The organism is Flaviaestuariibacter terrae (genome assembly GCF_054777635.1).
In genome coordinates this window covers 889,284-911,330 of record NZ_BAAHAL010000006.1, presented here as the reverse complement: position 1 = coordinate 911,330, position 22,047 = coordinate 889,284, and the positions used below count along the sequence as shown (strand labels likewise).

Sequence of the window (22,047 nt, the reverse complement as noted above, 5' to 3'; positions counted from 1 at the left end):
GATGGGGTTATGTGGTAATGGCGTAATGGGGTGATGCGGTAATAGAGCGAAGCGCGGTCATCCTGAACGAAGGAAAGGCTGGCACTTCGGCTGCGCGGCGCGAGCGTTGACCTTCTGTGGTCCTGAGTATGTCGAAGGGAGACAGCGGAGGTCAGCGGGCGGACTGACGAAGGTCAGGGAACAGGAAGGCTTCCATCAGCGCCTTCGCTGGCCGGGAGCGCGAGCTTTGTGCTATCAAAAACATCAATAATGGCAGCGATTACCAACCCTACGAACAGAACCTACCTTCCGCGCAGCATCCAGGCTACACTGGTTTCGAAACCCCGGACGACCCTTTTCAGCCGCTTTATGGCCTGGTGTGAGCGGCAGGAGCAATATCACTTCGGCTGGGTAGCCGGCATCCTGGTTGCCCACGGCTGTGCCATCACCCCCATTACGCTTTTTGCCATCGTATTAGCGGGCAGCAATATTGCGCTCTGGATAGCGGCCATCGTTGCCATGGGTACGGCGCTCGTCTGCAACCTCGCCGCACAGCCCACCAAAGTAACCGTGCCCGTCTTCTTCGCCAGTATCCTGGTGGACGTAACGATCATCATAGCTTGCCTCGTGCATGGATTCAATATCGCGGGAACCTACATCTAACGTCGGCCCGGACACCACGGCCGGTCAGGAATCCCGGTGAATGAGGAACAGAGCCAGCTCCCGGAGCGGCTCTTTTCTTTTGGACAGCACCGCCACATCATCGAGGTGGGCAAGCGCTTCGCGCAGGTAGCGGTCTTTCAGTTCGCGCGCCCAGGCATCGACAGCGGAGGCGCGGAACACCGACAGCACGCGGTCTACCTTATCGGCGCTGTTGCCGGCGAGGCAGTCCTCGAGCTCCGATCGCTGGGCCGGGCTGGCTGTTTCGAGTGCATGTATGAGCAGGAAGGTTTTTTTGTTTGCCTTGATGTCGCCACCCACCTGCTTGCCGAACTTTTCCGGGTCGCCAAAGGCATCGAGGTAGTCGTCCTGCACCTGGAAGGCCAGCCCCAGCTTGCGCCCGAACTCGTAGAGCAGCTGCTGGTTGCGTTCGAGCGCGCCACCGAGGATCGCCCCCATGCGCAGCGAGGCAGCCAGGAGCACCGAGGTCTTCAGGTTGATCATCCGGAGGTATTCCTCCAGCCCTACCGACGATTGCTTCTCGAAGTCCATATCGAGCTGCTGCCCTTCACATACCTCGCGCGCCGTCTGGCTGAACAGCGCGTTGATGGCAAAGCGGTGATTGCCGCCAATGCGGTTGAGGTAATCGTAGGCCGCCACCAGCATCACGTCGCCGGCCAGCAGCGCTGTGCTGGAGCCGAACTTCTCGTGCACCGTGGCCTGACCGCGGCGGAGCGGCGCGGCATCCATGATGTCGTCGTGAATGAGCGTGAAGTTGTGAAACAGCTCGACGGCGGTCGCCACCTTCCACGCATCGGCATGGATCTCGTCGAACAGCTCGTTGCCCATCAGCACGCCGACGGGGCGCACGCGCTTTCCTCCGAGCTTAAGAAAATAGCGGTTGGGCTCGTACAGCGATGCCGGCTCCTGCGGAAAGTGCTCTGTATTGAAATGGGCAGCAAATTGCTGCGCGAGTGTTTCGAAGGAATGCATGTTCAGACCCATCCCCCAGCCCCATCCCGAAAGAACGCGGAGCTGGAAAACATACGTTTAGTTTTGGTAAATCTATTCACGATTGACGATTGGCGATTCACGAACACGCTAGTCGTTAAAAATCGGGTTCGTCTTCTTTGTTCTTCCGCTTGCGGGCGCTGCGCGTACTTCCGCCGGTCTTTGCGCTGCGGCGCGTTTCGGCTTCCTCTTCGTCGCCGGCCGTGAGCACCCAGTCGTAATCGAGCGTACGCTTTTCGAGCGAGCCTGCCACGACCTTGATCCGCACCTTGTCGCCCATCCGGAACTTCTTGCCGGAGCGTGCGCCAACGAGGCTGTAGTCTTCCTGCACCAGCCGGAATTCGTCGTAATCCACCAGGCTTGTAACGGGTACCAGGCCCTCGCATTTGTGCTCCACCGTTTCCACCCAGAAGCCAAAGGCCGACACGCCGCTGATGACGCCGTCGAACTCCTCGCCCAGGAAGTCGAGCATGTATTCGACCTGCTTGTACTTGTTGCCCGCGCGTTCTGCTTCCATCGCCGCGCGCTCGCGCTCCGAGCAGTGCTTGCATTTCTCGGCCATGTCCTTGATGATCTCGATGTCCTGCTCGAGGATGCTCAGGAGCACGCGGTGCACCAGGATGTCGGGATAGCGGCGGATGGGCGAGGTAAAGTGGCAGTAGTTCTCGAAGCCGAGGCCGTAGTGACCGATGTTCTCTGTTGTATACGTTGCCTTGGCCATGGTGCGGATGCCAAGCTGCTCCAGCACATGCTGCTCGGGCTTGCCGTGGGCATCCTCCAGCATCTTGTTGAAGCTCGCTGCGATCCTGTCGGGAGAAGACATATCGAAGCGGTGGCCGAACTTCTTTGCGAAGGCCATGAAGGGCAGCAGTTTTTCTTCGCTGGGCAGGTCGTGCACGCGGTAGGCGAAGGGCACGGGCTTTTTCTTCACCTCGATCTTCGACACGTGCTCGGCCACGTAGCGGTTGGCGAGCAGCATGAACTCCTCGATCAGCTTATGGGCTTCCTTGCTTTCTTTTACGACGATGCCAATGGGCTTTCCTTTCTCATCGAGCTTGAAGCGAACTTCCTGCGACGAGAAATTGATAGCCCCGTTCTCAAAGCGCTTTTTACGCAGGCGTTGGGCCATGTTGTTGAGAAGCATGATCTCGTCCTCGTAATGACCTTCCTGCTTTTCAATCACTTCCTGCACGTCTTCGTAGGTAAAGCGGTGGTCGGAGTGGATGATCGTTTTACCAAGCCAGTAGCCTTTAACCTGGGCTTTGGCCGTCATTTCAAAAACGGCGGAGAAGGTCAGCTTGTCCTCGTGCGGGCGGAGCGAGCAGAGCACGTTGGAAATATGCTCGGGGAGCATCGGCGCTACACGGTCGGGCAGGTATACGGAGGTGGCTTTCTGGTAGGCTTCCTTATCGAGCTCGGTGCCGGGCGCCACGTAATGACCCACGTCGGCGATGTGTACGCCGATCTCGTAGTTGCCGTTCTTGAGCACGCGGATCGAAAGGGCGTCGTCGAAGTCTTTGGCATCGACCGGGTCAATGGTAAAGGTGAGTATGTTGCGGAAGTCCCGGCGCTTGTCGATCTCTTCCTGCGGAATGGTATCGGGGATGCGGGCCGTTTCTTCGAGCACTTCGTCGGAAAACTGCAGCCCGAAGCCGTTCTCGAGCAGGATCTCCTTCATCGCGATGTCGTTGCGGTCTTCGGGTGAAAGCACGCTGACGATCTCGCCGATGGGGCGCTTGCCGCTGCCGGTTTCCCATTCCTTGATGCGGGCCACCACGCGGTCTCCGTCGACGGCTCCGTTCATGGACGATTCGGGTACAAAGATGTCGGGCGTTTTCTTGTCGCCATCGATCACCACGAAGCCGAAGCCCTTGCTCGACTGGAGGGTGCCGATGAATTCGCTTTGCTTGCGCTCGAGCACCTGTACCACCTCGCCCTGCATCCGGCGGCCTTCCTGGCCGGGAGCTGCGGCTACGCGCACCTTGTCGCCGTGGAGGGCGGTATTGAAATCGTTGGGGCGCACGAGGATGTCGGCGTCGAGACCATCGACCACCACAAAGCCCATCCCCGACCGCGTGACCTCCAGCTTACCCGTGTAGGTGTCGCTGTTGCCGGCGCGCGGGCCCTGCCTGCGACCACCACCGCCGCGTTGTCCGCCCCTCGGCTGTCCTTTTCGTCCGGCATCGTCTCGCTCGCCTGTTTTCTTCTTCTGGTTTTTTCTGCCCATTATTGACCGGGTTGTTTGAACTCTTGTATGAAGTTATTTACGATACTATCAAATTGTGTTCCCTCCTCGAACAGGAACCGGTGCTCGATAGGAAGTACATAGAACGGAAGCTCCGCCAGCTCGCCCTCGAACTTGAGGAGGCGCATGGCGTCTTTTTCGGTGGTCAGGATGATCTTGCGCGGACCTTCCAGCGTGGCAAAGCGCTCACGGATCTCCTTCCAGTCGTCGATGCTGAAGATATGGTGATCGCCGTAGTGCATCATCGAATAGGTGTGCACGCGCTCCTCGAGATATTTCTTCAGCGGGCGCGGGTTGGCGATGCCGGTTACCAGCAACACTTCCGTATGCTCGTCGATGGTAGTAAACTGCCTGTTGAGAATATGGTACGCCGCGCCGTAGGCGATCGTGGTGAAGAAGAGCTGCTGCCCCGGCTTTGGGGCGAGCTCGCGGCGAAGCGCTTCCTTTTCGGAAGTGTCGAGCGTCGGCGGGCATTTCGTTACCACGATCACCTGCGCCCGCGCAGCGGAACTGCGGCTGTCGCGGAGGTCGCCCGTGGGCAGGAAGAAGTCGCGGGTGTAGAGGTTGCCGTAATCGGTGAGGAGGATGTTGAGGCCCGCCTTCACCGGACGGTGCTGGAAGGCATCGTCGAGGATGATGGCCTGCGTGTCGGGACGGTCGTGCAGGAGCTGCGGGATGGCCACGAGCCGCTCCTCGCCTACCGCTACGGGCACATCGGGAAACTTGCGGTGAAACAGCATCGGCTCATCGCCGATCTCCAGCGCGGTGGTTTGCTCATTGGCGAGGGCGTACCCGCGCGTTTTGCGCTTGTAGCCCCTGCTCAGCGTTGCCACGCGGTAGCGGCCGCGGAGGCGCCCCACGAGGTATTCCACCATCGGGCTCTTACCCGTACCCCCAACCGAGAGATTGCCCACGCAGATGAGCGGCAGGCCGAAGGTTACGGAGCGCATCCAACCGCGGTTGTAGAGCCAGTTGCGGAGCATGACGATGCCGCCGTAAAGCAGGGACAGCGGGAACAAAAGGATCCGGAAGGATTTCAGAAAGAAGCTAGAAAACATAGACCTGCTCGGGGGTAACGCAAAGGTCCAAAGGTATATCAAATTCATCGGCGTCCTCGAAGCGCCCGATCGGCTCGAAATACGATACGCCCACCTTGATGCAATCTGCCGAAACACGCGCCAGGAAGCGGTCGTAATAGCCTTTCCCATAGCCCACGCGGTGCCCCTGGCGGTCAACGGCAAGCAGCGGCACGAGCACCAGGTCGAGGTGCAGCGGGTCGATGACGGCATTGCCGATGGGCTCGGTGATCCCGTATTCGTTTTCGGTGAAGGCTTCATCGGCCGCCACCGCTACGGCTTCCATCGAGGTATCGGTTACGCGCATGCGCGGGTAGGCCAGCTGCAGCGCCGGGTTGCGGAAGTGGAGGTAATCGGTGAGCAGGAAGGAATTCACTTCCTTCTTTTCCGAAATGGAGTAAAAGCTCATGACCCGCTCCAGGAACGGGAAGTCGATCGTCTGGAACTGGATGAGGATGAGGTCGTCGGCTTTCGATTGCCACGCGGGCTCGATGCTGTCGCGTTGCTTGCGGAAATGGGTACGTGCTTCCTTCTTCGTCATGCTTCGGGGACTTCGTTTTCGAAGAGGGTAAAAATAGTTGTGCCGTAGTTGCGCTCCCATTTGTAGTGCGGGAACTTCTTGTAGTCGTTGCGCGGCGTATGCTCGAGGATGAACCAGCCGCCCGGCTTCAGGAGTCCCTTTTCAAAGATCCTGCGCGGGAGCTCGTCGATCGTCGTCAGCGCATAGGGCGGGCCCGCGAAGATGAAGTCGTACTGCTGGCTGCACTCGTCGATGTAGCGGAATACATCCGAGCGCACGGGCTTGATGCCTTCGATCTTCAGTGCCTCGGCCGTTTTGCGGATGAAGTCGAACATCTTCGGGTCCTTCTCCACGATGGTGAGGTCGGGAACGCCGCGCGAAGCGAGCTCGTAGGTAATGGCGCCGGTGCCGCCGAACAGGTCTAGCGTCCGGAGCTCGTCGAAGTCGAGGTTGTTTTGGAGGATGTTGAAAAGACCTTCCTTGGCGATGTCGGTGGTAGGCCGTGTGTGGGGCATATTGGCCGGGGGCTGGATGCGCCGTCCGCCGAGGCTTCCGCTTATGATACGCATTGGGCCAGGTTATGAAGTGACGTGAAATAGTGGGCCGGCCGGCCTTCTTCGGTAGCCATGCCGTCGGTGCGGCTAAAATGAAGGTTGCTGAAGTACTGGTACAGCTCGCGGTACAGGGCCGACTGCTCGTCGATAAGACCGCTGAGCACAAGTGGCGTGTCGCGCCCGGGAAGACCCGTTTCCGCGGCGATCCGCAGGAGGTAATACACTACGTCCAGCGGGCTGTCGTAGCGGTACACCTGCGCCAGCTGCAGGAAACCATCCCGCTTCGCCAGTACGCGGAACTGCTTCGGCGCGAAGTGCACCTGGAGCTGCGTCGCTGCGTCGATGCCGCTGCCGCATTTGAGCGCCGGGGTAAAGGCATGGTAGTACTCGGCGCCCGGGAAACCGGCGCGGAGCGCTGCGTCGAGCGCGGGCGGGAACGCATAGGCCGTCGTGAGCTGCCATTCGGCAAGGCGGTCCTGCTGCACCTGCCCAAGCACCGGGAACAGTGTGGGAAGCACCTCCTGCGCGCCGCCGGCCCAGCGCTGGGGTAGCAGCACGGCTTCGGGGAAGGCCGAGCAGAAAACCACCCGCGCGGCATGCGCCGACCATTGGCGGATGCCGTCCAGGATCGCGTCGAAGTCATCGGCCGGGAGCGGATCCTCGAGGGCCCAGTAGCGGAGCCGGTGCACGAGGCGTGTATCACCGTCGAGCAGGGCCACGCAGCAGTACGCCGCTCCCCACTCGCAAAGCAGCAAGCCACCCGAAGCACGGCCACTGCCCTGGATATCAAACAGTACGTTCATTGAGGCAAATATAAAGCCCCCTGTCCCCCGAAGGGGGCACTTCGATGGGAGAATCTTTTGCCGGGTTCGTTTCGGAAAGCGGGACGACACAAAAGAATTGCCGATCCGGCACGACAAGGCGCTCCCAAACCGTTGGACCACCTGCCCGCTGACGCAACGGCGCCGCCTCCGGTGATGGTTGATGCGCCGCTTATGAGCGTCGTTGTGAGGATCCTTCCCAACGATAATGATGTCCGTTCTAAATGGCCCTTCGGGGGACAGGGGGCTATATTTGCGCCCTTATGTCGTCGCTACAAGTAGAGGTCAGCAACCGGCAGATCCTGAAAATCGCCCTGCCCATCAGCCTGGCGCTGCTGGTTCCGAACCTCAATTTCATCATCAACAACGTGTTCCTCGGTCACCTGAGCGAGGAGGCGCTTGCCGTGGCGAGCATCACGGGCGTATACTACCTCATTTTCTCAAGCGTCGGCTACGGGCTCAACAACGGTCTGCAGGCGCTCATTGCCCGACGCGCCGGCGAAAACCGGCCCGAGGAGATCGGCAAGATCTTTCACCAGGGGATTCTGGTAGCGATGGGCATCGCGCTGCTCGGTATCGTGCTTACGTTCACCGGAGCTCCCGCCATTCTGCGCGCCGTGGTGCATCATCCCGGCACCGCCGAAAAAGCGATCCGATTTCTCCAGATCCGCATCTGGGGCCTCCCCTTCCTGTATATCTACCAGATGCGCAACGCGCTGCTGGTAGGCACCAACAACAGCCGCCTGCTCGTGGCGGGCACCGTCGTCGAAGCGGTGGCGAATGTCCTGTTCGACTACGCGCTCATCTTCGGCCACTTTGGCCTTCCGGCGATCGGCTTCGACGGTGCCGCCTATGCATCCATCATCGCCGAGTTCCTCGGGATGTTCGCCATCTTTATCATCATCCGCCTCCGTGGCCTCGACCGCGAGTTCGCGCTGTTCCGAAAAACCGAATGGGATCCCGCGAACATCCGGGCCATCCTGTCGCTGTCGGGGCCGCTCGTGTTCCAGCACGCCATCAGCATCATTGCCTGGTTTTTCTTTTACATCCTCATTGAGCGCAACAGCGGGCAGACGGGCCTCGCCGTGTCGAACACGATGCGCAACATCTTCGGATTTTTCGGGGTATTCGTGTGGGCCTTCGCCGCGACGTCCAATGCCATGGTGAGCAACCTGATCGGCCAGGGCAAGCAGGAGCTCGTGGTCGGCTGTATCAGGAAGATCCAATGGATTTCGCTGGGTCTTGCGGCCGCCGTATTCGTGTTTCTCAATGCATTTCCGTCAGTGTACTTATCGATCTACGGGTTGCAGGGCACCTTTGTCGAAGCCGGCGTCCCGGTGATCCGCGTGGTGTCGGCGGCACTCGTATTGATGTCGGTGGCAACCATCTGGCTCAATGCCGTTACGGGCACGGGCAACAGCCGCGTCACTTTCCTCATCGAGCTCGGCGCGATCGTGTTTTACTGCTTCTATGTCTTCCTGGTACTGGAGCGCTGGCACCTTTCGATCGTCTGGGCCTGGATGTCGGAGTTCCTGTACTGGACCATCCTCTTCACCGGGTCGTATTTCTACATCAAAAAAGGAAGGTGGCGGGAGAAAAAAATCTAATGAAATAGTCTGCTAGTCTGCTAATCTGCTGGTCTGCTAATGAAAGTTCTTGTTGGTACTCTGCTGGTAACAAACCAGCATTAGCAGACTAGCAGGCTACCCTATTAGCAGACCATTTAGCTCCATTCTTTCAGCATCCGCGCGCCTTCCTGCTTGATATGGGCGTCATCGCCGGTGCGGAGCGGAACAGTGGCGAGGCGGCGGAGACACTCACGCGCTTTATCGTCCTGGTTGTTTTTGTGGTAGGCTTTGGCAAGCTCAAGGTAATTCAGTGCGAAGTCGGGCTCCAGCTGCCGGGCGCGCTCGTAGCAGCTGATGCTCTCCGAAAGCGAAGCGGGCGGCAGTCCACCGTACACAATGCGAAGCGCCGCTTTTTCAAACATACCAAGGTTGCTTACCTCGTAGTGCCACTTGCCCAGCACATGCCAGGCGCGCCCGTGACTGGGATTCAGCTGCAAGGCCTTCTCGATATAGGTGCGGATATCTTTTACCGAATGCACGCGCTCCTTTCCCGACTGTGTCATCGCCATGCGGCCCATGGCCACCGCCAGCACGTAATAGCCGTCGGCGCCCGAAGGGTTCACGGTGACAGCGCGCTCCGCATAGGATTTGCCCAGCCGGTAATAGGCAAGCTGCTGCTCCTTTTGCGACTGGCGCTTGCCGATGCGGCTGCACAGCTCACTGAGCTTCCAGAGCGCGGGGTAGCTCGAAGGATTGACCTTCACGGCAACCTTAAGCGTTTCAAAAGCAGCTCCTTCGTTGAGCGCGGCTTCCTGGCGCTGGGCGGTTTCGAGCCATTCGCGCTCGGGCTGCGCCTGCGCGACTCCGGCGGCGAGCAGCCCGAGAAAAAAAAGGTAACGGGGTGAGATCATGGTCAGGTGTTATAGGCTTTCGAAAATGAGACGCGCACCGTGCCCTGGAAATGCGGAATGGCGGGCGTCAGCTTGCGGATCGATAAGTCGAGGCGCCGCATCTGCGGAAAGGCTTCCTCGAGCTGCACCGCTGCCGCCTGGCAGAGTGTTTCGAGCAGGGCCTCGCGCTCCGAAAAAACGCGGCGCAGCACCTCGTAGGCCCGCACGTAGTTTACCGTGTCGGACAAATGCAATACTGCCGCCGAACCGTCCACCTCGATACGCAGGTCGGCCTCGAAGTCGTTGCCCGTTTCGGCCTCGCCGGCATACACGCCGTGCGGCGCATGAAAGCGCAAACCTTCGAGTGCGATCGTAAAGAAGGAAGTCATCATCCTCAATTTAAGAAAATAGCCGTTGCGGTTTGCCCCTTTTAAGAGCAATTTCGGAACCGCGGCGGCCGGCCCGCTTTCCGAAGGCGGCCGGGGAAGCCTAGTGCAGGCCTTTCTCCGACAGGAAGCGCTCGGCATCAAGGGCGGCCATGCAGCCGGATCCCGCGGCCGTTACCGCCTGGCGGTAGATCTTGTCCTGCACGTCGCCGGCGGCGAACACGCCTTCGATGTTGGTGCGGGCGGTGCCGGGCACGGTGATCAGGTAGCCGGCGTCGTCCATATCGAGCTGGCCTTTGAAAATATCGGAGTTGGGCTGGTGGCCGATGGCGACGAAGAAGCCCTTGACGGGGATCTCGGTTTTTTCATCAAGCTGCGTGTTGCAGATGCGTACCGCCTCGACGGTCTTCTCGCCGATGATCTCGTCGGTCACCGAGTTCCAATAGATCTTGATGTTGGGCGTTGCCTTCACGCGGTCCTGCATCACCTTGGAGGCGCGCATTTCGTCGCGGCGCACGATCATATGCACGGTGGAGCAAAGCTTGGAGAGGTAGAGGGCTTCTTCGGCCGCTGTATCGCCGGCTCCGACGATGGCCACTTCCTTGCCGCGGAAGAAAAATCCGTCGCATACCGCGCAGGCGGAAACGCCGTAGCCGTTGAGCCGTTGCTCGCTCTCAAGACCAAGCCACTTGGCGGAGGCGCCGGTGGCAATGATGATGGCATCGGCCTCCAGTTGTTTCTCTTCGTCAATGGTCACCTGGAAGGGATGCACCGAAAAGTCGACTGCCGTGGCGAGCCCGTAGCGAAGATCGGCACCCATACGGTGTGCCTGCTTCTCGAAATGCACCATGAGCTCGGGACCCTGCACGCCTTCCGGGAAGCCGGGATAGTTCTCCACCTCGGTGGTGATGGTCAGCTGTCCACCGGGCTGGATACCCTGGTACAGTACGGGCTTCAGGTTGGCACGAGCGGCATAGATGGCGGCGGTGTAGCCGGCCGGGCCGGAACCAATGATGAGGAGCTGTACTTTTTCGGGGCTGTTGTTATCCATACGAGTGACTTCGGGGGGCAAATTTAGCGGGAAAAAGGTTCTAAGGGTTCTGAAGGTTTTGAAGGTTTTGAATGGTCTTGGAGAAAATTGAAATCTCCCCCACACACAACGCTCAGAGCCCTCAGAACTTTTAGAACCTTACGTACCTATCTCGGAATGATGATCGTGCGGTACTGCGCTGCGTAGCCGCCAAAGTAGCCCAGCGCTCCGTTACTGATGTTGCTCAGCACGCGCGTGGGTGAGGCAAAGGGGTTGCCTACCGACTGGTACGTATATTCCATCGTGCGCCAGAAGTCGTAGGTGGCTTTGTCGATGTTGGCCAGCTTGAGGGTCACGGTGTCGCCGCGTTTGAAGGCGCGCTCGTCAAAGCCGTTGTTGGTGCCGGCGCGGTCGATACCCGGGTCCACAGGCAGGTCGTAGGTGGTGCCGTCGATCACGAGATCGTCGAATACCGAGTTGCGCCCCGGCAGGAAGCGCTCGCTGTTGCGTTGCGTCCAGTACCGCACATAGTCGCCGTAGCCGCGCGGGTCGGTTGCCTTCACCATCACTTCCACCTTGCCGTCGGTCGTATCGCGCGGGTTGATGCGCCACCACATCGAATCGATGCGTTTCGTGATGGCGGGGATCCGCGTTTGCGCAGTATAGGTCTCCCCTTCCGATACGATCCGGAGGGAATAATTCGATTGCAGGGTGCCCAGGAAAGCCGTCGACAGGTTGCTGGAGTCGATCGAGTAAAAAGAGACGAAATAGCCGGAGTTACCCGCGGGGATTGTATACTCGCGGAGCCGGTGCGTCACAACACCGTTCGATACCTCCACCTGCGCGCCGTGCACAAAGGAGTTGGCCAGCTGGTCAAGACTAAGGCTTGAAAAATAGCCCATCGATTTACTGAGGATCACCAACGGCGGTTGCCCGTTCTCGATAGTTGCTTCCACCACCAGCTTCGGCGGAACGTCGTTGAGGTTGAAGTCGATGTTTTTCTCGCAGCCGGCGAAGAAAACGGCGGCCGGCAGCGCGAGAAGGAGGCGGCGGTGTTTCATCGGGGCAAAGGTAAGACAGGAGAATTCGTCAATCGTGAATCGGCAATCGTGAATGGCTTCTGTGTAACGAGAGGCCCTAGTGTTTGCGCGGGGAGATCTGGTTACAAAAAGAACGGATGCCCTGTGGCATCCGTTCTTTATTAACTGCGCTTTGCGTATTGACGATTCACGATTGACGATTCACGTTCTTATCCTAAATACGCCTTCAGCGCATTGCTGTAGCGTGCCTTCTGGAGACGCTTGATGGCGCGCTCCTTGATCTGGCGGATACGCTCCTTGGTCAGGTCGTATTTCTGGCCGATCTGCTCGATGGTGACACCGTTTTCGCCGTCGAGGCCGAAGTAGGCGTTGACAATCTCGGCTTCACGCGGCGATAGCGACTTCAGCACGCGGCGGATCTCGGCGCGGAGCGAGTCCTTCATCACGTCGTCGTCGGTATCGTCGGAGCCTTCCAGCAGGTCGCCCATGGCTACGTCCTCGGCCTCGTGCACGGGGGCGTCGAGGGAGGTGTGGCGCGTATTGCTCTGGAAAATGTTGTTGATCTCGGTCTCGCTCATCTCGAGGATGTCGGCGAGCTCTTCGGTGCTGGGCTCGCGCTCATGCTCCTGCTCGAAAGCCATATAGGCCTTGTTGGCCTTGTTGTAGGTTCCGATCTTGTTCTGCGGAAGGCGCACAAGGCGTCCCTGCTCGGCAAGCGCCTGGAGGATCGACTGGCGGATCCACCAAACGGCGTACGAGATGAATTTGAAGCCTTTGGTCTCGTCGAAGCGCTGGGCAGCCTTGATGAGGCCGAGGTTGCCCTCGTTGATGAGGTCGGAAAGCGAAAGACCCTGGTGCTGGTACTGCTTGGCCACCGATACTACGAAGCGGAGGTTGGCCTGCACCAGCTTGTCGAGCGCCCGCTGGTCGCCCATCTTGATGCGCTGGGCCAGCGTTGTTTCCTCCTCCGGTGTGATCATCGGGATCTTGGAGATTTCCTGGAGGTATTTTTCAACGGCTTGCGAGTCCCGGTTAGTAATCTGGGTAGCAATTTTGAGTTGCCTCATAGTGTGTTATTCCTTGCGTTTAGATATTGAACGAATGAAGACCTTTGCCTGTTGCAAAACGCTGCGAAAAAGCCGAGTTAAACTTTTTTGGCACTGTCTGCAAAGGTAAGCCGGAAAAATGAATTTGCATAACAATTTTCCGTATATTATGCGCAGCAAAAACTGTACTACGTTGGCAGAAAGCCTGTGTAACTATCGCTAAATGGGCAAAGGGGTCACTTATACACCGAAAAGGCGAATTATTCACAATGCGGCGGGGCTGGCCTCCTTTTTTCTGGCCAGCAGGATCCAGCCAATGACCCCGGCGAGCACCAATCCTACCGCGATCACTTCGGCCTGCGTGGGGTGGCCCGGGAGAAAATCGATCCGGGTATTGACGCGGATCGTTTCCACAAGGAAGCGCTCGATGCCGTTCACGACCAGGTAAAGGCAAAACAACCCACCCGCAGTGCGGATCCGCCTGCGAAGCCCCCAGAGCAGGAAAAAGAGCGCCGTTCCGGCCAGCATCTCGTAGAGCGGTGTCGGGAAAACCGGTACCGGCAGGGCATTGCAGTATTTATTATCGGTGCAGCCCGCGATGGGCACGCCGTCTTCATTCACATTGTGCGGGTAATTGTAGGCAAAGAACCAGTTCGGGAGGAAGCCGACGGGATTCTTGAAATACCGGTGCTCGGGCACGCCGCCACTCTCGCGCCAGCGGCTTTGCATGTAGCCCGGGTGCGCCTGCAGCGTGCGCTCGTAGCTGCCCGGGGCTGCTTCCACGATCTTCTGGTTGGCATCTACCGCGTAGGCCGAATTGTAAACACCCCAGTCGCCGTCGCCGGCTGTCTGGCAGCCGATACGGCCTACGGCGTAGGCGATCATGAGTGCCGGTGCCATCGCATCGGCAAGATGCCGTACGGGGATGCGGTGGCGGCGGGCATAGACAACGATCGCAATGCCGGCGCAGATAAGACCTCCGTAGAACGTAAGTCCGGCCGGGGAAAAGATATAGTCCGAGGGGTGCTTGAGGAAGTCGCCCCAGTTTTCAAAAATGTCGAAGAGCTTCGCGCCCAGCAGCCCGAAGATGAGCGCGAGGATCGTGAACTCCCCTACCCGGTCGTGCGGCCAGATGCGGATGCTGCGCTTCTCGGGCTTCGGCAGCTGCTCCTTGCGCTTCTCCCACCACTTCCAGGCAGCGAGGGCGCCACCCGTGAGAATGCCGATGAGGGGACTACCCATCCCGGAGAAAATATACGCCTGCGGATCCTGGAGCACGTCGGAGCCGAGCGTGATAAGCCCGCCGATCTTGAAGCCGAGCACAAAGCCGCCTATGAAATTGATCAGCAGCTCGCCGATCGATGCCGGCTGACCCACAAGCGCCTGCTCCTCGGTGGGTTGCAGCAGCCCGAGCTGGCCCTTGCGCCGGAGCTCGCGGCTCAATAGCGCGGCCCCGATCAGGAACGCAATGGCAACGAAAAAGCCGAAGGTGTTGATGATGCGCAGGAAGCCAACTTCAATCCCGAAGAGATCCCGGAAAGCGTAGTAAAGGTTGGGATACATAGGCTGCGAAAATAGCAGAAAGGAAAATAGGCCACGCAGAAAGCGCGGCAGCCCCGAAAAAGAAGAGTCCCGCAGTGCGGGACTTTCCAACGTAGCGTTCTAAGCGTGGCACGCCTTCGGGCTGCGATTAATTGCAGTATTGCTCGAATGCGGAGATCAGGTTGCTCGCGATCATTTGTGCCGAGCGGCCTTCGATCTGGTGGCGCTCGATGTAGTGCACCAGCGCGCCGTCCTTGAAGAGGGCAATGGCGGGCGACGAGGGCGGGTAGGGCATCAGGTGCTTGCGGATCGTCTGCACCGCTTCCGTGTCGAAGCCTGCGAAAGAGGTTGCGAGGAAGTCGGGCTTCTTGCTGGCGTTGTGTACCGCCATCAGCACACCGGGGCGCGCTGTGCCGGCCGAGCAGCCGCACACCGAGTTGATCATCACCAGCGTGGTGCCGTTCTTTTTCAGCTGCTCCTCTACCTCGGAGCTATTCAGCAATTCGGAAAAGCCATTGTCGGTCAGCTCTTCTTTCATGGGTTGTACTATCTCTGCGGGATACATATTTTTTCGTGTTTGCGCAAAGGTACGCAACTGTAAGTATTGCAGTGCAACCCGCGCCCGCCGGACATATTGGCGTATTTGATGTTGCAACAATGACATAGTGGCCGGAAACCGTGGGTTGGTGCTTTGTTTGATCTGCAGGCTGCGTTACTCCGAATTAAAAAACCGAAAAAATAAAAGCTATGACACTGACTCGATTCAACAGCCGCCCCGTTGCCGGCACTTTTAACAATTTACTGGACGACTTTTTTGCTCCGTTCCCGTCTTATAACAGTGAGCGCGCTGCAAGCAACGGCCGCAAGATGGTGCCGGTGAATGTTCGCGAAACCGAAAGCGGCTACCAGCTCGATGTGGTTGCCCCCGGTTATGCAAAGGAAGACTTCAGCATCAGCCTCGACGACAAGATGCTGACAGTTTCGGCCGAGCAGAAACGTGAAGACTCTGCTAAATCAGAGAAGTTTCTTCGTCACGAATACACCTTTGCCTCGTTCAAGCGTTCTTTTACATTGGATGAAAACATTGACGCTACGGCGGTTTCAGCACAATATGTTAATGGTGTGTTGACGTTAAACCTCCCGAAGCGTGCGGAGGTCAAACCTTCCGTAAAGCAAATTGAAATTCAGTAAGCGGCAACGCTTCTAAACGTTTTCTCATAAGCAGTTGGTTTTGGTTTAAAGCCCCGCGTGTCTACGCGGGGCTTTGCTTTTGTAACACAGGCCACAGTTGTATGCAGCCATCAAAGCTTAACGAGCTTTCCATGCACCTTGAGCTCTTCAAGGTCGATCAGCCCCTGGTATTTGCGAATCAGTTCCTCGTCAAACTCCGATCGTTTGTTCATTAGTTTGAGCAGTCGACGTTGCTCGTTGAGCAGGCCGAGGTAGAATTGCTGGAAGCTTCCAAGCGGCGCCATCTGGCTGCTGCGCGCGTCGTCGGGAACTGCGGCAAATACCTGCAGGTCGGTCCGAAGCCGGTTCTCCAGGTTTTTGATATAGGGATTCTGCGGATCGGCCGCTTCCGGGTGCTGTTCGAGGTATTCGAGCGAGTAGGCAGCAAGCTTCCGCTGGATGATGCGCTCCTGCTCTTCTTCCGAAAAAACAGCGGCGCGGTCGACGAGCTTCATTTTCCGGATCAGCCAGGGCAGCGAGAGCCCCTGGAGCACCAGCGTTACGAGGATTACGACGAACGTGATGAACAGGATAAGGTTCCGGTTCGGAAAGGCCTGGTCGCCGGAAAGATAAACCGGTATGGACAGCGCAGCCGCCAGCGATACGACGCCCCGCATTCCTGCCCAGCCAAGAACCGCCGGTCCGCGCCAGCCGGGGTTGGGGTCGGCTACCGTAATGAAATGACTCATAAAGCGCGTAAACAGCGACGCCCCGAAGGAGCAGGCAAGTCTTGTTACGATCAGCACGCCCGATATCAGCAACCCGTAACCAACCGCTTCGGGAATCCGCGTGCTGCCCATTTGCCTGCTGATATGCGGCAACTGGAGACCGATCAGCAGGAACACTAGACCATTCAATACAAACACGAGGCTGTTCCAGACATTGACGCCCTGGATGCGGCTTTCGTACGTAAGCAGTGTGTGGCGTTTCCGCGAAAGAAACAAGCCGCCGCTCACAACAGCCAGGACGCCTGAAAAGTGGAAGTACTCCGCTGCGTAATACATGCAGTAGGGTGTCAGAAGCGTGAGTACGGTTTCGATGCTGGCGGTTGTCGGAAGCCAGCGGTGAATCGCGTAAAATATCAATCCTACCAGCAGGCCGATGGCAACGCCGAAGATTATGACGATGAAGAAACTGGCCGTGGCTGTGCGCAACGAAAATTGCCCGGTGGCCACAGCCGCCAGCGCGAAGCGGAACACGATGAGGGAGGACGCGTCGTTCAGGAGGCTCTCTCCTTCCGCAATGCTCAGCAAAACCTTCGGTACCTGCACGCGGCGCATGATGGTGGTCGCAGAGATGGCATCCGGCGGCGACACGATGCCACCAAGCAGGAAGCCAAGGGCAAGCGTGAAGCCCGGGATGGTAGCGTGTGCCACGAATGCCACCACGAAGGACGTGAGGATGACGATCGGGAATGCGAAGCTGGCAATGACGCGCCGCCATTTCCAGAATTCTTTCCACGATACCTGCCAGGCGGCCTCGTAGAGCAGCGGCGGAAGGAAGATCAGGAATACCATGTCGGGGTCGATGCTGCTGTCGGGGAAGGCGCTTGTAAAACTGAGCGCCAAGCCTCCGAGCACCAGTACGATCGGGTAGGCCAGCCGGAGCTTTCCGGCGACCATTACGAGTGCTAGGATAATGGCAATGAGCCCGATGTATTGTAAAAATGGATGTTGCATAGGCTTGATTCAATCGGCCTTCCGCATGCCTTCAAAAAGCCCGTTGATCGTGGCGCGGACGCTGTCTTCGGCGCATTGCGCGGAGGCCGTTGTCGTACAAAACGTTAAGATTGCCAGGAGTCGTTTCATATCTGCTTTCTGTTATGAATAATGGGATCTGTTTTTGCGTCTTCAATGTAAAGTAAGCTACTATGAAAAACACCTTTTTGGGATCAATAGTCGGAGCCGGACTCCTGGCGGCGCTCGCGGTTGGTTGCGCGCCCCTCCAGCAAAGTACGGGCGACGACTATTACGAGCCCGATCCGCGTGTGAGTACAACGGCGCCGTCCCGCATCTGGGTGGACGATCCCTATCGTCCCGGTGCCAGCATCCTCATGGAGCGCGACCCGTTCTCCGGACGTTATTACCCCGTTAGCAGCGGCTATGGCGCGTACAGCCCGTACGGCGCTGGCTACCCTGCCCCCTACGGCGCCTACAACCCCTACCCTTCCCGCGGTGGCTACCGGCACCAGCGGTCGGGAGGCCGCGGTGGCTACATCCAGCAAACACCGCAGCAGCAGGACCAGATACGCCAGCAGAACGACCAGCGACGGCAGAACGCAGCCGACCGGATCCTCGGAAGAAAACAGTAAGAAAAAGCCCCTCGAAGCGAGGGGCTTTTTTTATTTGATGTAACCCAGGATCTTCAGCATGCTCTGGGCGCTTTGCTCTTTCGCATAAAGCCAGTCGACAAGCTTTCCGTTCTTGTCGCGCTCAATGATCACGTGCTTGGGCGAGGGAATCAGGCAGTGCTTGATGCCACCATAGCCCGAGATCTGGTCCTGGTAGGCGCCGGTGTGGAAGAAGCCCACGTAAAGCGGCTCCTCGCCGTTGGTCTTGGGCAGGAACACCTCGTTGATATGTTCCTCCGAGTCGTAATAATCGTGGCTGTCGCAGGTGATACCGCCCAGCACAACCCGCTGCGGCTCATTGTCCCACTTGTTGATCGGGAGCATCAGGAACTTCTCGCCAATGCCCCAGGTGTCGGGCAGCGTGGTGATGAAGGAGGAGTCGATCATGTACCAGGTTTCGCGGTCGTTCTGCGATTTCTCGCCGATAACGCTGTAGATATGGGCCATGCTCTCGCCTACCGTAAACGAACCGAATTCCGTAAAGATGTTCGGCATCGGCACCTTGTTGCGCTTGCAGGCCGCCTTGATGTTGCCCACGATCTCCGTGATCATGAACTGGTAGTCGTATTCGAAGCCGAGTGAGTGCTTGATCGGGAAGCCGCCGCCGATGTTGATCGAATCGAGCTCGGGGCAGATCTTCTTCAGCTGGCAATACAGGTTGATGATCTTATTGAGCTCCGACCAGTAGTAGATATCGTCCTTGATGCCTTTGTTCAGGAAGATGTGGAGCATCTTGAGCTGGAACTTGTCTTCGTAGCCCTCGATATTGTCTACATAGAACTCCAGGATGTCCTTGGCGCGGATGCCGAGGCGCGAGGTATAGAACGGGAAGGTCGGCTCTTCTTCGGCTGCTACGCGGATGCCGATCTTGAAGGTGCCTTTTACCGATTTATAGGCCGCGAGCTCCTCTTTGTTGTCGAGCACCGGGATGGTGTTGCGGAAGCCGCTGTTGAGGAGCTGCACAATGCGGCGCGTATAGCCTTTCTGCTTGTAGCCGTTGCAGATGATGTAGATCTCTTTATTGATCTTCCGCTTTTCGTGGAGCTTCTTGATGATCTCGATGTCGTAAGCGTAGGAAGTCTCCAGGTGAATACCGTGCTTCAGGGCTTCCTCCACCACGAACGAGAAGTGCGAGCTCTTGGTACAATAGCAGTAATTATACTGCCCCTCGTACTTGTGCTTCTTCATAGCCTTCTCGAACATGTCCTTTGCCTTGTTGATCTGGGAGCCGATCTTGGGGAGGTACGAAACCTTCAGGGGCGTCCCATACTTGTCGATGAGGGCTTTGATGTCCAGGCCATTGAAGTGAAGGTAACCGTCTTTTACTTCGAGTCCTTCCTGTGGGAAGTTGAATGTCTGTTCAACGAGACCGAAATATGAATTCGTCATTTACCGGGTAGAGGGGTTGTTGTCGGTGACAAAATTTTTCCAAATGTACGTTTTCGCCGAAAACAAACGCCGCAACGGCAAAAGCCTCCTGCGGCGGCCTAGTTTGGAGTTTATAGTTTGGAGTTTGGAGTTGCGCGAAGCGCGGCAACGAAATGTGCCCATCATTACCTGCAGAAGAATAGCCAACGAAAGAGCCGCCCGAAGGCGGCTCAATTCTTTTCGTTGTATTCCTAGTGTCTGCGTCCGGATAGAACGACAAACTCCAAACCACAAACTTATTTTACCTGGGCCACGATCGCCTTGAAGCTCTCGGGGTTGTTCATGGCAAGGTCGGCGAGCACCTTACGGTCGAGGGTGATGCCTTTCTTCGCGATCAGGTTCATGAATTGCGAGTAGGTCAGGCCCTCTTCGCGGACGGCGGCGTTGATACGCGCGATCCAGAGGCGGCGGTACTCGCGCTTCTTCAGTTTGCGGCCTACGTAGGAGTAGGTCATACCCTTCTCAACTACGTTTTTGGCTACGGTGTATACATTTTTACGCTTGCCATAGAAGCCTTTGGCTTGCTTAAGAATTCTTTTGCGGCGTGCACGGGAGGCAACGGCATTTACGGAACGAGGCATGGGAAATCAGTTTGAATTTTTTAAAGGAGGTTTCTAACTGCTGCGCTGAATTACTTCAGGCGCAGGAGGCGCATTACGAAATCCATGTGGGATTTGGCAACAACACCGTCTTTCCGCAGGTGGCGCTTCCGCTTGGTAGATTTCTTGGTCAGGATGTGACGCTTGAAGGACTTCTGGTGCGTGATCTTTCCGGTGCCCGTTACCTTGAAACGCTTCTTGGCACTGGAGTTCGTTTTTACTTTAGGCATTTTACAATGCAAATTTGAGATTCCGTCCTGGAGGCGGCGCGCACGGGCGAGCACTTAGGGAGCCTTTTCAGACAAAGGGAGCGCAAAAGTAAGGAAAGTTTGTGGTTTGTAGTCTGTAGTTTGACGTTAAATCGCCTAACCAGTTGAAAATCTTTCCTTTGTGCCTGCCTGCGCAACTACAAACTCAATAGGGCGAAGCGCTTCAGCATCCACCGGAGCATAAAGAATCCGCAAACGGCCCCGGCGACATTCAGGAGCAGGTCGTCGACGTCGAAGGTGCCCACGTTGGTGGCAAACTGGAACAGCTCGAAAAGCAGGCTCAGCGCGGCCGCGAAGCTGGTTAGCCCGGTAGCCCGCCGGGCCGGGCGGCAGCAGAGCGGGAGCAGGATGCCAAAGGGGACAAACCCGAGCAGGTTGCCGCCCAGCTGCGTAATCCCGGTAAAGCAGTTCTCCTGCAGCGTCAAGTAGTAAAGTAGCGTGCGGCCCGGAAGCAGGTTCACCGTGCGCCCCATGGCGCTCCAGCGGAACGAAGTGACCTGTTGCCAGAAATAGTCCGGCCGCTTGACGACAAACAGGAAGGTGAGTGCCGCCAGGTACGGCAGCAGGAGGATCGCCCCGATGCGGCGCAGCGCAATGCCGGCGCTCCTGCCGGTTGTGGCGCCCGCACTCATAGCAGGCCGAGCTCGGTACGGGCTTTCTTGGTCAGTTTGGCCGCCACGAGCCCATAACTCTGTTGCACCAATTCCAGCTTTTTGGAGGGTTTCCAGCTGCACTTTTCGGTAACGAGTACCCACCTGGCGCGCGCCAGGTACGGGGCGGGCTCGATCCCCGGCACGCTGCACAGCTCCTCGAAGGAATCGTCGGGAACCTTCACGCTGAAGTCCACGGGGCCTTCCATGCCGGTCACGCAGAACATTTTTCCCCCGATCGTGTACACCAGGTCGTGCTCCCATTTGATCTCCTCCTGCACCCCTTTCAGGGCGAGGCAGGCATTGCGCAGGCTGTCGCGGTCCATAAGTATCGCTTATTGAATGATGATTTACGGCGGGGTGAATATCGGATTTCGCGGCGAGCTGAAAAAGAAAACCCCACGTGTGTGGGGTTCTCTGATTAGCTATGCGGCACGCTTACGCGGTCGGCTCTGAGGGTTTTGCTTCCGGGGCCTTCGGCTCGCGTGGCTCCTTAGGCTCTTTCGGCTCTTTGGGCTCCTTGCCTTCGCGCGGCTCCTTGGCTTTTTTCGCCTTGGGGCTGATGATGGCAAGCATGCGCTTTCCTTCGAGCTTGGGCATGCTTTCCAGCTGGCCCACCTCGCCGAGGCGCTCGGCAAACTTCAGCAGGAGCAGCTCACCACGGTCTTTGAATTGGATGGCGCGGCCCTTGAACTGAACGTAAGCCTTCACCTTGTTGCCTTCCTTGAGGAAGTTTTCGGCGTGCTTGGATTTAAAATCGAAGTCGTGGTCGTCGGTGTTGGGCGTGAAACGGATCTCTTTCATCTCCGTCGTCTTCGCCTTGGCCTTCATCTCCTTTTCCTTCTTCTTCTTGTCGTAAAGGAACTTGTTGTAGTCGATGATGCGGCACACCGGCGGGTCGGCCTGCGGGGAGATCTCCACCAGGTCGAGCGCCTGGTCCTGCGCCATCTTCAGGGCTTCCTGCGTGGGGTATACACCCATGGTCACGTTGTCGCCCACGAGGCGCACCTGCGGTACGCGGATGTGGTGGTTGATTCTGTGTTCTGCTTCCTTGCGCGGGATGAAACGGCCTCTGAAGCCGCCACCCGGGCGGAATCCGCCGCCGCTCTTACTTGGTAATGCCATAATGCTTCCCCCGCCTTTTGCCGTCGAC

Annotated in this window: 24 protein-coding genes; 4 read left to right on the top strand and 20 right to left on the bottom strand. The window is 57.9% G+C overall.

The genetic code is table 11. The features are described from left to right. Nucleotides 1-249 precede the first annotated feature (249 nt). On the top strand, nt 250-642 hold the full coding sequence (locus ACYU7Z_RS04695; protein ID WP_460567881.1) for a hypothetical protein: 393 nt from the start codon (nt 250-252) through the stop codon (nt 640-642). Nucleotides 643-666: 24 nt separating this feature from the next. Here the strand turns inward: ACYU7Z_RS04695 and ACYU7Z_RS04690 are convergent, their stop codons facing one another. The 6 genes from ACYU7Z_RS04690 to ACYU7Z_RS04665 form a co-directional block, all read right to left on the bottom strand. After that, the gene (locus tag ACYU7Z_RS04690) at nt 667-1,632 is read right to left on the bottom strand and encodes a polyprenyl synthetase family protein (protein WP_460567879.1); all 966 of its coding nucleotides are present in this window, start codon (nt 1,630-1,632) and stop codon (nt 667-669) included. A gap of 115 nt (nt 1,633-1,747) precedes the next feature. Then, nucleotides 1,748-3,877 carry a ribonuclease R family protein gene (gene rnr / locus ACYU7Z_RS04685; RefSeq protein ID WP_460567877.1) on the bottom strand — a complete coding sequence of 710 codons (2,130 nt, stop codon included), beginning with the start codon at nt 3,875-3,877 and terminating at the stop codon, nt 1,748-1,750. Further along, on the bottom strand, nt 3,877-4,914 hold the full coding sequence (lpxK, locus tag ACYU7Z_RS04680; RefSeq protein ID WP_460567875.1) for a tetraacyldisaccharide 4'-kinase: 1,038 nt from the start codon (nt 4,912-4,914) through the stop codon (nt 3,877-3,879). The genes rnr and lpxK overlap by 1 nt, the downstream gene beginning before the upstream one ends. 28 nt (nt 4,915-4,942) lie before the next feature. Then, the gene (locus tag ACYU7Z_RS04675; RefSeq protein WP_460567873.1) at nt 4,943-5,512 is read right to left on the bottom strand and encodes a 5-formyltetrahydrofolate cyclo-ligase; all 570 of its coding nucleotides are present in this window, start codon (nt 5,510-5,512) and stop codon (nt 4,943-4,945) included. Next, nucleotides 5,509-6,060 (bottom strand): RsmD family RNA methyltransferase, encoded by a 552-nt coding sequence (locus ACYU7Z_RS04670; RefSeq protein WP_460567871.1) that lies wholly within the window; start codon nt 6,058-6,060, stop codon nt 5,509-5,511. Before ACYU7Z_RS04670 ends, ACYU7Z_RS04675 begins: the two co-directional genes overlap by 4 nt. Then, a complete protein-coding gene (locus ACYU7Z_RS04665; protein ID WP_460567869.1) occupies nt 6,048-6,848 on the bottom strand; it encodes a DUF3822 family protein in 801 nt (266 codons plus the stop codon). Before ACYU7Z_RS04665 ends, ACYU7Z_RS04670 begins: the two co-directional genes overlap by 13 nt. Before the next feature lie 281 nt (nt 6,849-7,129). On the opposite strand from ACYU7Z_RS04665, the gene ACYU7Z_RS04660 reads away from it, so the two are divergent. Beyond that, entirely contained in the window at nt 7,130-8,473 is a 1,344-nt protein-coding gene (locus ACYU7Z_RS04660) for an MATE family efflux transporter (protein WP_460567867.1), read from the top strand. 116 nt (nt 8,474-8,589) lie between these two features. Here the strand turns inward: ACYU7Z_RS04660 and ACYU7Z_RS04655 are convergent, their stop codons facing one another. The 7 genes from ACYU7Z_RS04655 to ACYU7Z_RS04625 all read right to left on the bottom strand — a co-directional run bounded on the left by ACYU7Z_RS04655 (nt 8,590) and on the right by ACYU7Z_RS04625 (nt 14,933). Then, entirely contained in the window at nt 8,590-9,345 is a 756-nt protein-coding gene (locus ACYU7Z_RS04655) for a tetratricopeptide repeat protein (protein WP_460567865.1), read from the bottom strand. 2 nt (nt 9,346-9,347) lie between these two features. Further along, nucleotides 9,348-9,713 (bottom strand): dihydroneopterin aldolase, encoded by a 366-nt coding sequence (gene folB / locus ACYU7Z_RS04650; protein WP_460567863.1) that lies wholly within the window; start codon nt 9,711-9,713, stop codon nt 9,348-9,350. Nucleotides 9,714-9,813: 100 nt separating this feature from the next. Further along, a complete protein-coding gene (trxB, locus tag ACYU7Z_RS04645) occupies nt 9,814-10,761 on the bottom strand; it encodes an NAD(P)/FAD-dependent oxidoreductase (protein ID WP_460567861.1) in 948 nt (315 codons plus the stop codon). A 146-nt stretch (nt 10,762-10,907) separates the two neighbouring features. Next, nucleotides 10,908-11,801 carry a DUF4249 domain-containing protein gene (locus ACYU7Z_RS04640; protein ID WP_460567859.1) on the bottom strand — a complete coding sequence of 298 codons (894 nt, stop codon included), beginning with the start codon at nt 11,799-11,801 and terminating at the stop codon, nt 10,908-10,910. Between the two features lie 188 nt (nt 11,802-11,989). Further along, nucleotides 11,990-12,847 (bottom strand): sigma-70 family RNA polymerase sigma factor, encoded by an 858-nt coding sequence (locus ACYU7Z_RS04635; protein WP_131445970.1) that lies wholly within the window; start codon nt 12,845-12,847, stop codon nt 11,990-11,992. Between the two features lie 243 nt (nt 12,848-13,090). Next, nucleotides 13,091-14,389 carry a prolipoprotein diacylglyceryl transferase gene (locus ACYU7Z_RS04630; RefSeq protein ID WP_460567856.1) on the bottom strand — a complete coding sequence of 433 codons (1,299 nt, stop codon included), beginning with the start codon at nt 14,387-14,389 and terminating at the stop codon, nt 13,091-13,093. 127 nt (nt 14,390-14,516) lie between these two features. Continuing rightward, nucleotides 14,517-14,933: a BrxA/BrxB family bacilliredoxin gene (locus tag ACYU7Z_RS04625; protein ID WP_460567854.1), complete on the bottom strand. Its 417-nt coding sequence runs from the start codon at nt 14,931-14,933 to the stop codon at nt 14,517-14,519. A gap of 182 nt (nt 14,934-15,115) precedes the next feature. Here ACYU7Z_RS04625 and ACYU7Z_RS04620 point away from each other — a divergent pair, with 182 nt between their 5' ends. Further along, complete coding sequence (locus ACYU7Z_RS04620) at nt 15,116-15,559, top strand: Hsp20/alpha crystallin family protein (RefSeq protein ID WP_460567852.1); 444 nt, start codon at nt 15,116-15,118, stop codon at nt 15,557-15,559. Between the two features lie 110 nt (nt 15,560-15,669). On the opposite strand, the gene ACYU7Z_RS04615 is transcribed toward ACYU7Z_RS04620, so the two are convergent. Then, nucleotides 15,670-17,277 (bottom strand): cation:proton antiporter, encoded by a 1,608-nt coding sequence (locus ACYU7Z_RS04615; RefSeq protein WP_460567850.1) that lies wholly within the window; start codon nt 17,275-17,277, stop codon nt 15,670-15,672. A gap of 191 nt (nt 17,278-17,468) precedes the next feature. On the opposite strand from ACYU7Z_RS04615, the gene ACYU7Z_RS04610 reads away from it, so the two are divergent. Beyond that, the gene (locus ACYU7Z_RS04610) at nt 17,469-17,909 is read left to right on the top strand and encodes a hypothetical protein (protein ID WP_460567848.1); all 441 of its coding nucleotides are present in this window, start codon (nt 17,469-17,471) and stop codon (nt 17,907-17,909) included. A 30-nt stretch (nt 17,910-17,939) separates the two neighbouring features. Here ACYU7Z_RS04610 and ACYU7Z_RS04605 read toward each other — a convergent pair whose 3' ends face one another. The 6 genes from ACYU7Z_RS04605 to infC form a co-directional block, all read right to left on the bottom strand. Next, complete coding sequence (locus ACYU7Z_RS04605; RefSeq protein ID WP_460567846.1) at nt 17,940-19,337, bottom strand: type III PLP-dependent enzyme domain-containing protein; 1,398 nt, start codon at nt 19,335-19,337, stop codon at nt 17,940-17,942. 275 nt (nt 19,338-19,612) lie between these two features. Then, nucleotides 19,613-19,957, bottom strand: a complete 345-nt coding sequence (rplT, locus tag ACYU7Z_RS04600; RefSeq protein ID WP_460567844.1) for a 50S ribosomal protein L20 — start codon at nt 19,955-19,957, stop codon at nt 19,613-19,615. A gap of 50 nt (nt 19,958-20,007) precedes the next feature. Further along, nucleotides 20,008-20,205 (bottom strand): 50S ribosomal protein L35, encoded by a 198-nt coding sequence (gene rpmI / locus ACYU7Z_RS04595; RefSeq protein WP_131445992.1) that lies wholly within the window; start codon nt 20,203-20,205, stop codon nt 20,008-20,010. A gap of 176 nt (nt 20,206-20,381) precedes the next feature. Continuing rightward, complete coding sequence (locus ACYU7Z_RS04590; protein ID WP_460567842.1) at nt 20,382-20,876, bottom strand: VanZ family protein; 495 nt, start codon at nt 20,874-20,876, stop codon at nt 20,382-20,384. Then, the gene (locus ACYU7Z_RS04585) at nt 20,873-21,220 is read right to left on the bottom strand and encodes an MmcQ/YjbR family DNA-binding protein (protein ID WP_460567840.1); all 348 of its coding nucleotides are present in this window, start codon (nt 21,218-21,220) and stop codon (nt 20,873-20,875) included. The genes ACYU7Z_RS04590 and ACYU7Z_RS04585 overlap by 4 nt, the downstream gene beginning before the upstream one ends. A 112-nt stretch (nt 21,221-21,332) precedes the next feature. Next, complete coding sequence (infC, locus tag ACYU7Z_RS04580) at nt 21,333-22,019, bottom strand: translation initiation factor IF-3 (protein ID WP_460567838.1); 687 nt, start codon at nt 22,017-22,019, stop codon at nt 21,333-21,335. Nucleotides 22,020-22,047: the final 28 nt, after the last annotated feature.

What these genes read in the sequence shown, in the direction of transcription:
- ACYU7Z_RS04630 (WP_460567856.1), bottom strand. Translation starts at nt 14,389, where the DNA reads ATGTATCCCAACCTTTACTACGCTTTCCGGGATCTCTTCGGGATTGAA.
- ACYU7Z_RS04635 (WP_131445970.1), bottom strand. Translation starts at nt 12,847, where the DNA reads ATGAGGCAACTCAAAATTGCTACCCAGATTACTAACCGGGACTCGCAA.
- ACYU7Z_RS04590 (WP_460567842.1), bottom strand. Translation starts at nt 20,876, where the DNA reads ATGAGTGCGGGCGCCACAACCGGCAGGAGCGCCGGCATTGCGCTGCGC.
- ACYU7Z_RS04675 (WP_460567873.1), bottom strand. Translation starts at nt 5,512, where the DNA reads ATGACGAAGAAGGAAGCACGTACCCATTTCCGCAAGCAACGCGACAGC.
- infC (WP_460567838.1), bottom strand. Translation starts at nt 22,019, where the DNA reads ATGGCATTACCAAGTAAGAGCGGCGGCGGATTCCGCCCGGGTGGCGGC.
- ACYU7Z_RS04625 (WP_460567854.1), bottom strand. Translation starts at nt 14,933, where the DNA reads ATGTATCCCGCAGAGATAGTACAACCCATGAAAGAAGAGCTGACCGAC.
- ACYU7Z_RS04585 (WP_460567840.1), bottom strand. Translation starts at nt 21,220, where the DNA reads ATGGACCGCGACAGCCTGCGCAATGCCTGCCTCGCCCTGAAAGGGGTG.
- ACYU7Z_RS04695 (WP_460567881.1), top strand. Translation starts at nt 250, where the DNA reads ATGGCAGCGATTACCAACCCTACGAACAGAACCTACCTTCCGCGCAGC.
- rpmI (WP_131445992.1), bottom strand. Translation starts at nt 20,205, where the DNA reads ATGCCTAAAGTAAAAACGAACTCCAGTGCCAAGAAGCGTTTCAAGGTA.
- folB (WP_460567863.1), bottom strand. Translation starts at nt 9,713, where the DNA reads ATGACTTCCTTCTTTACGATCGCACTCGAAGGTTTGCGCTTTCATGCG.
- rnr (WP_460567877.1), bottom strand. Translation starts at nt 3,877, where the DNA reads ATGGGCAGAAAAAACCAGAAGAAGAAAACAGGCGAGCGAGACGATGCC.
- ACYU7Z_RS04660 (WP_460567867.1), top strand. Translation starts at nt 7,130, where the DNA reads ATGTCGTCGCTACAAGTAGAGGTCAGCAACCGGCAGATCCTGAAAATC.
- ACYU7Z_RS04655 (WP_460567865.1), bottom strand. Translation starts at nt 9,345, where the DNA reads ATGATCTCACCCCGTTACCTTTTTTTTCTCGGGCTGCTCGCCGCCGGA.
- ACYU7Z_RS04620 (WP_460567852.1), top strand. Translation starts at nt 15,116, where the DNA reads ATGACACTGACTCGATTCAACAGCCGCCCCGTTGCCGGCACTTTTAAC.
- ACYU7Z_RS04670 (WP_460567871.1), bottom strand. Translation starts at nt 6,060, where the DNA reads ATGCGTATCATAAGCGGAAGCCTCGGCGGACGGCGCATCCAGCCCCCG.
- ACYU7Z_RS04665 (WP_460567869.1), bottom strand. Translation starts at nt 6,848, where the DNA reads ATGAACGTACTGTTTGATATCCAGGGCAGTGGCCGTGCTTCGGGTGGC.
- trxB (WP_460567861.1), bottom strand. Translation starts at nt 10,761, where the DNA reads ATGGATAACAACAGCCCCGAAAAAGTACAGCTCCTCATCATTGGTTCC.
- ACYU7Z_RS04615 (WP_460567850.1), bottom strand. Translation starts at nt 17,277, where the DNA reads ATGCAACATCCATTTTTACAATACATCGGGCTCATTGCCATTATCCTA.
- ACYU7Z_RS04690 (WP_460567879.1), bottom strand. Translation starts at nt 1,632, where the DNA reads ATGCATTCCTTCGAAACACTCGCGCAGCAATTTGCTGCCCATTTCAAT.
- ACYU7Z_RS04640 (WP_460567859.1), bottom strand. Translation starts at nt 11,801, where the DNA reads ATGAAACACCGCCGCCTCCTTCTCGCGCTGCCGGCCGCCGTTTTCTTC.
- ACYU7Z_RS04610 (WP_460567848.1), top strand. Translation starts at nt 17,469, where the DNA reads ATGAAAAACACCTTTTTGGGATCAATAGTCGGAGCCGGACTCCTGGCG.
- ACYU7Z_RS04605 (WP_460567846.1), bottom strand. Translation starts at nt 19,337, where the DNA reads ATGACGAATTCATATTTCGGTCTCGTTGAACAGACATTCAACTTCCCA.
- rplT (WP_460567844.1), bottom strand. Translation starts at nt 19,957, where the DNA reads ATGCCTCGTTCCGTAAATGCCGTTGCCTCCCGTGCACGCCGCAAAAGA.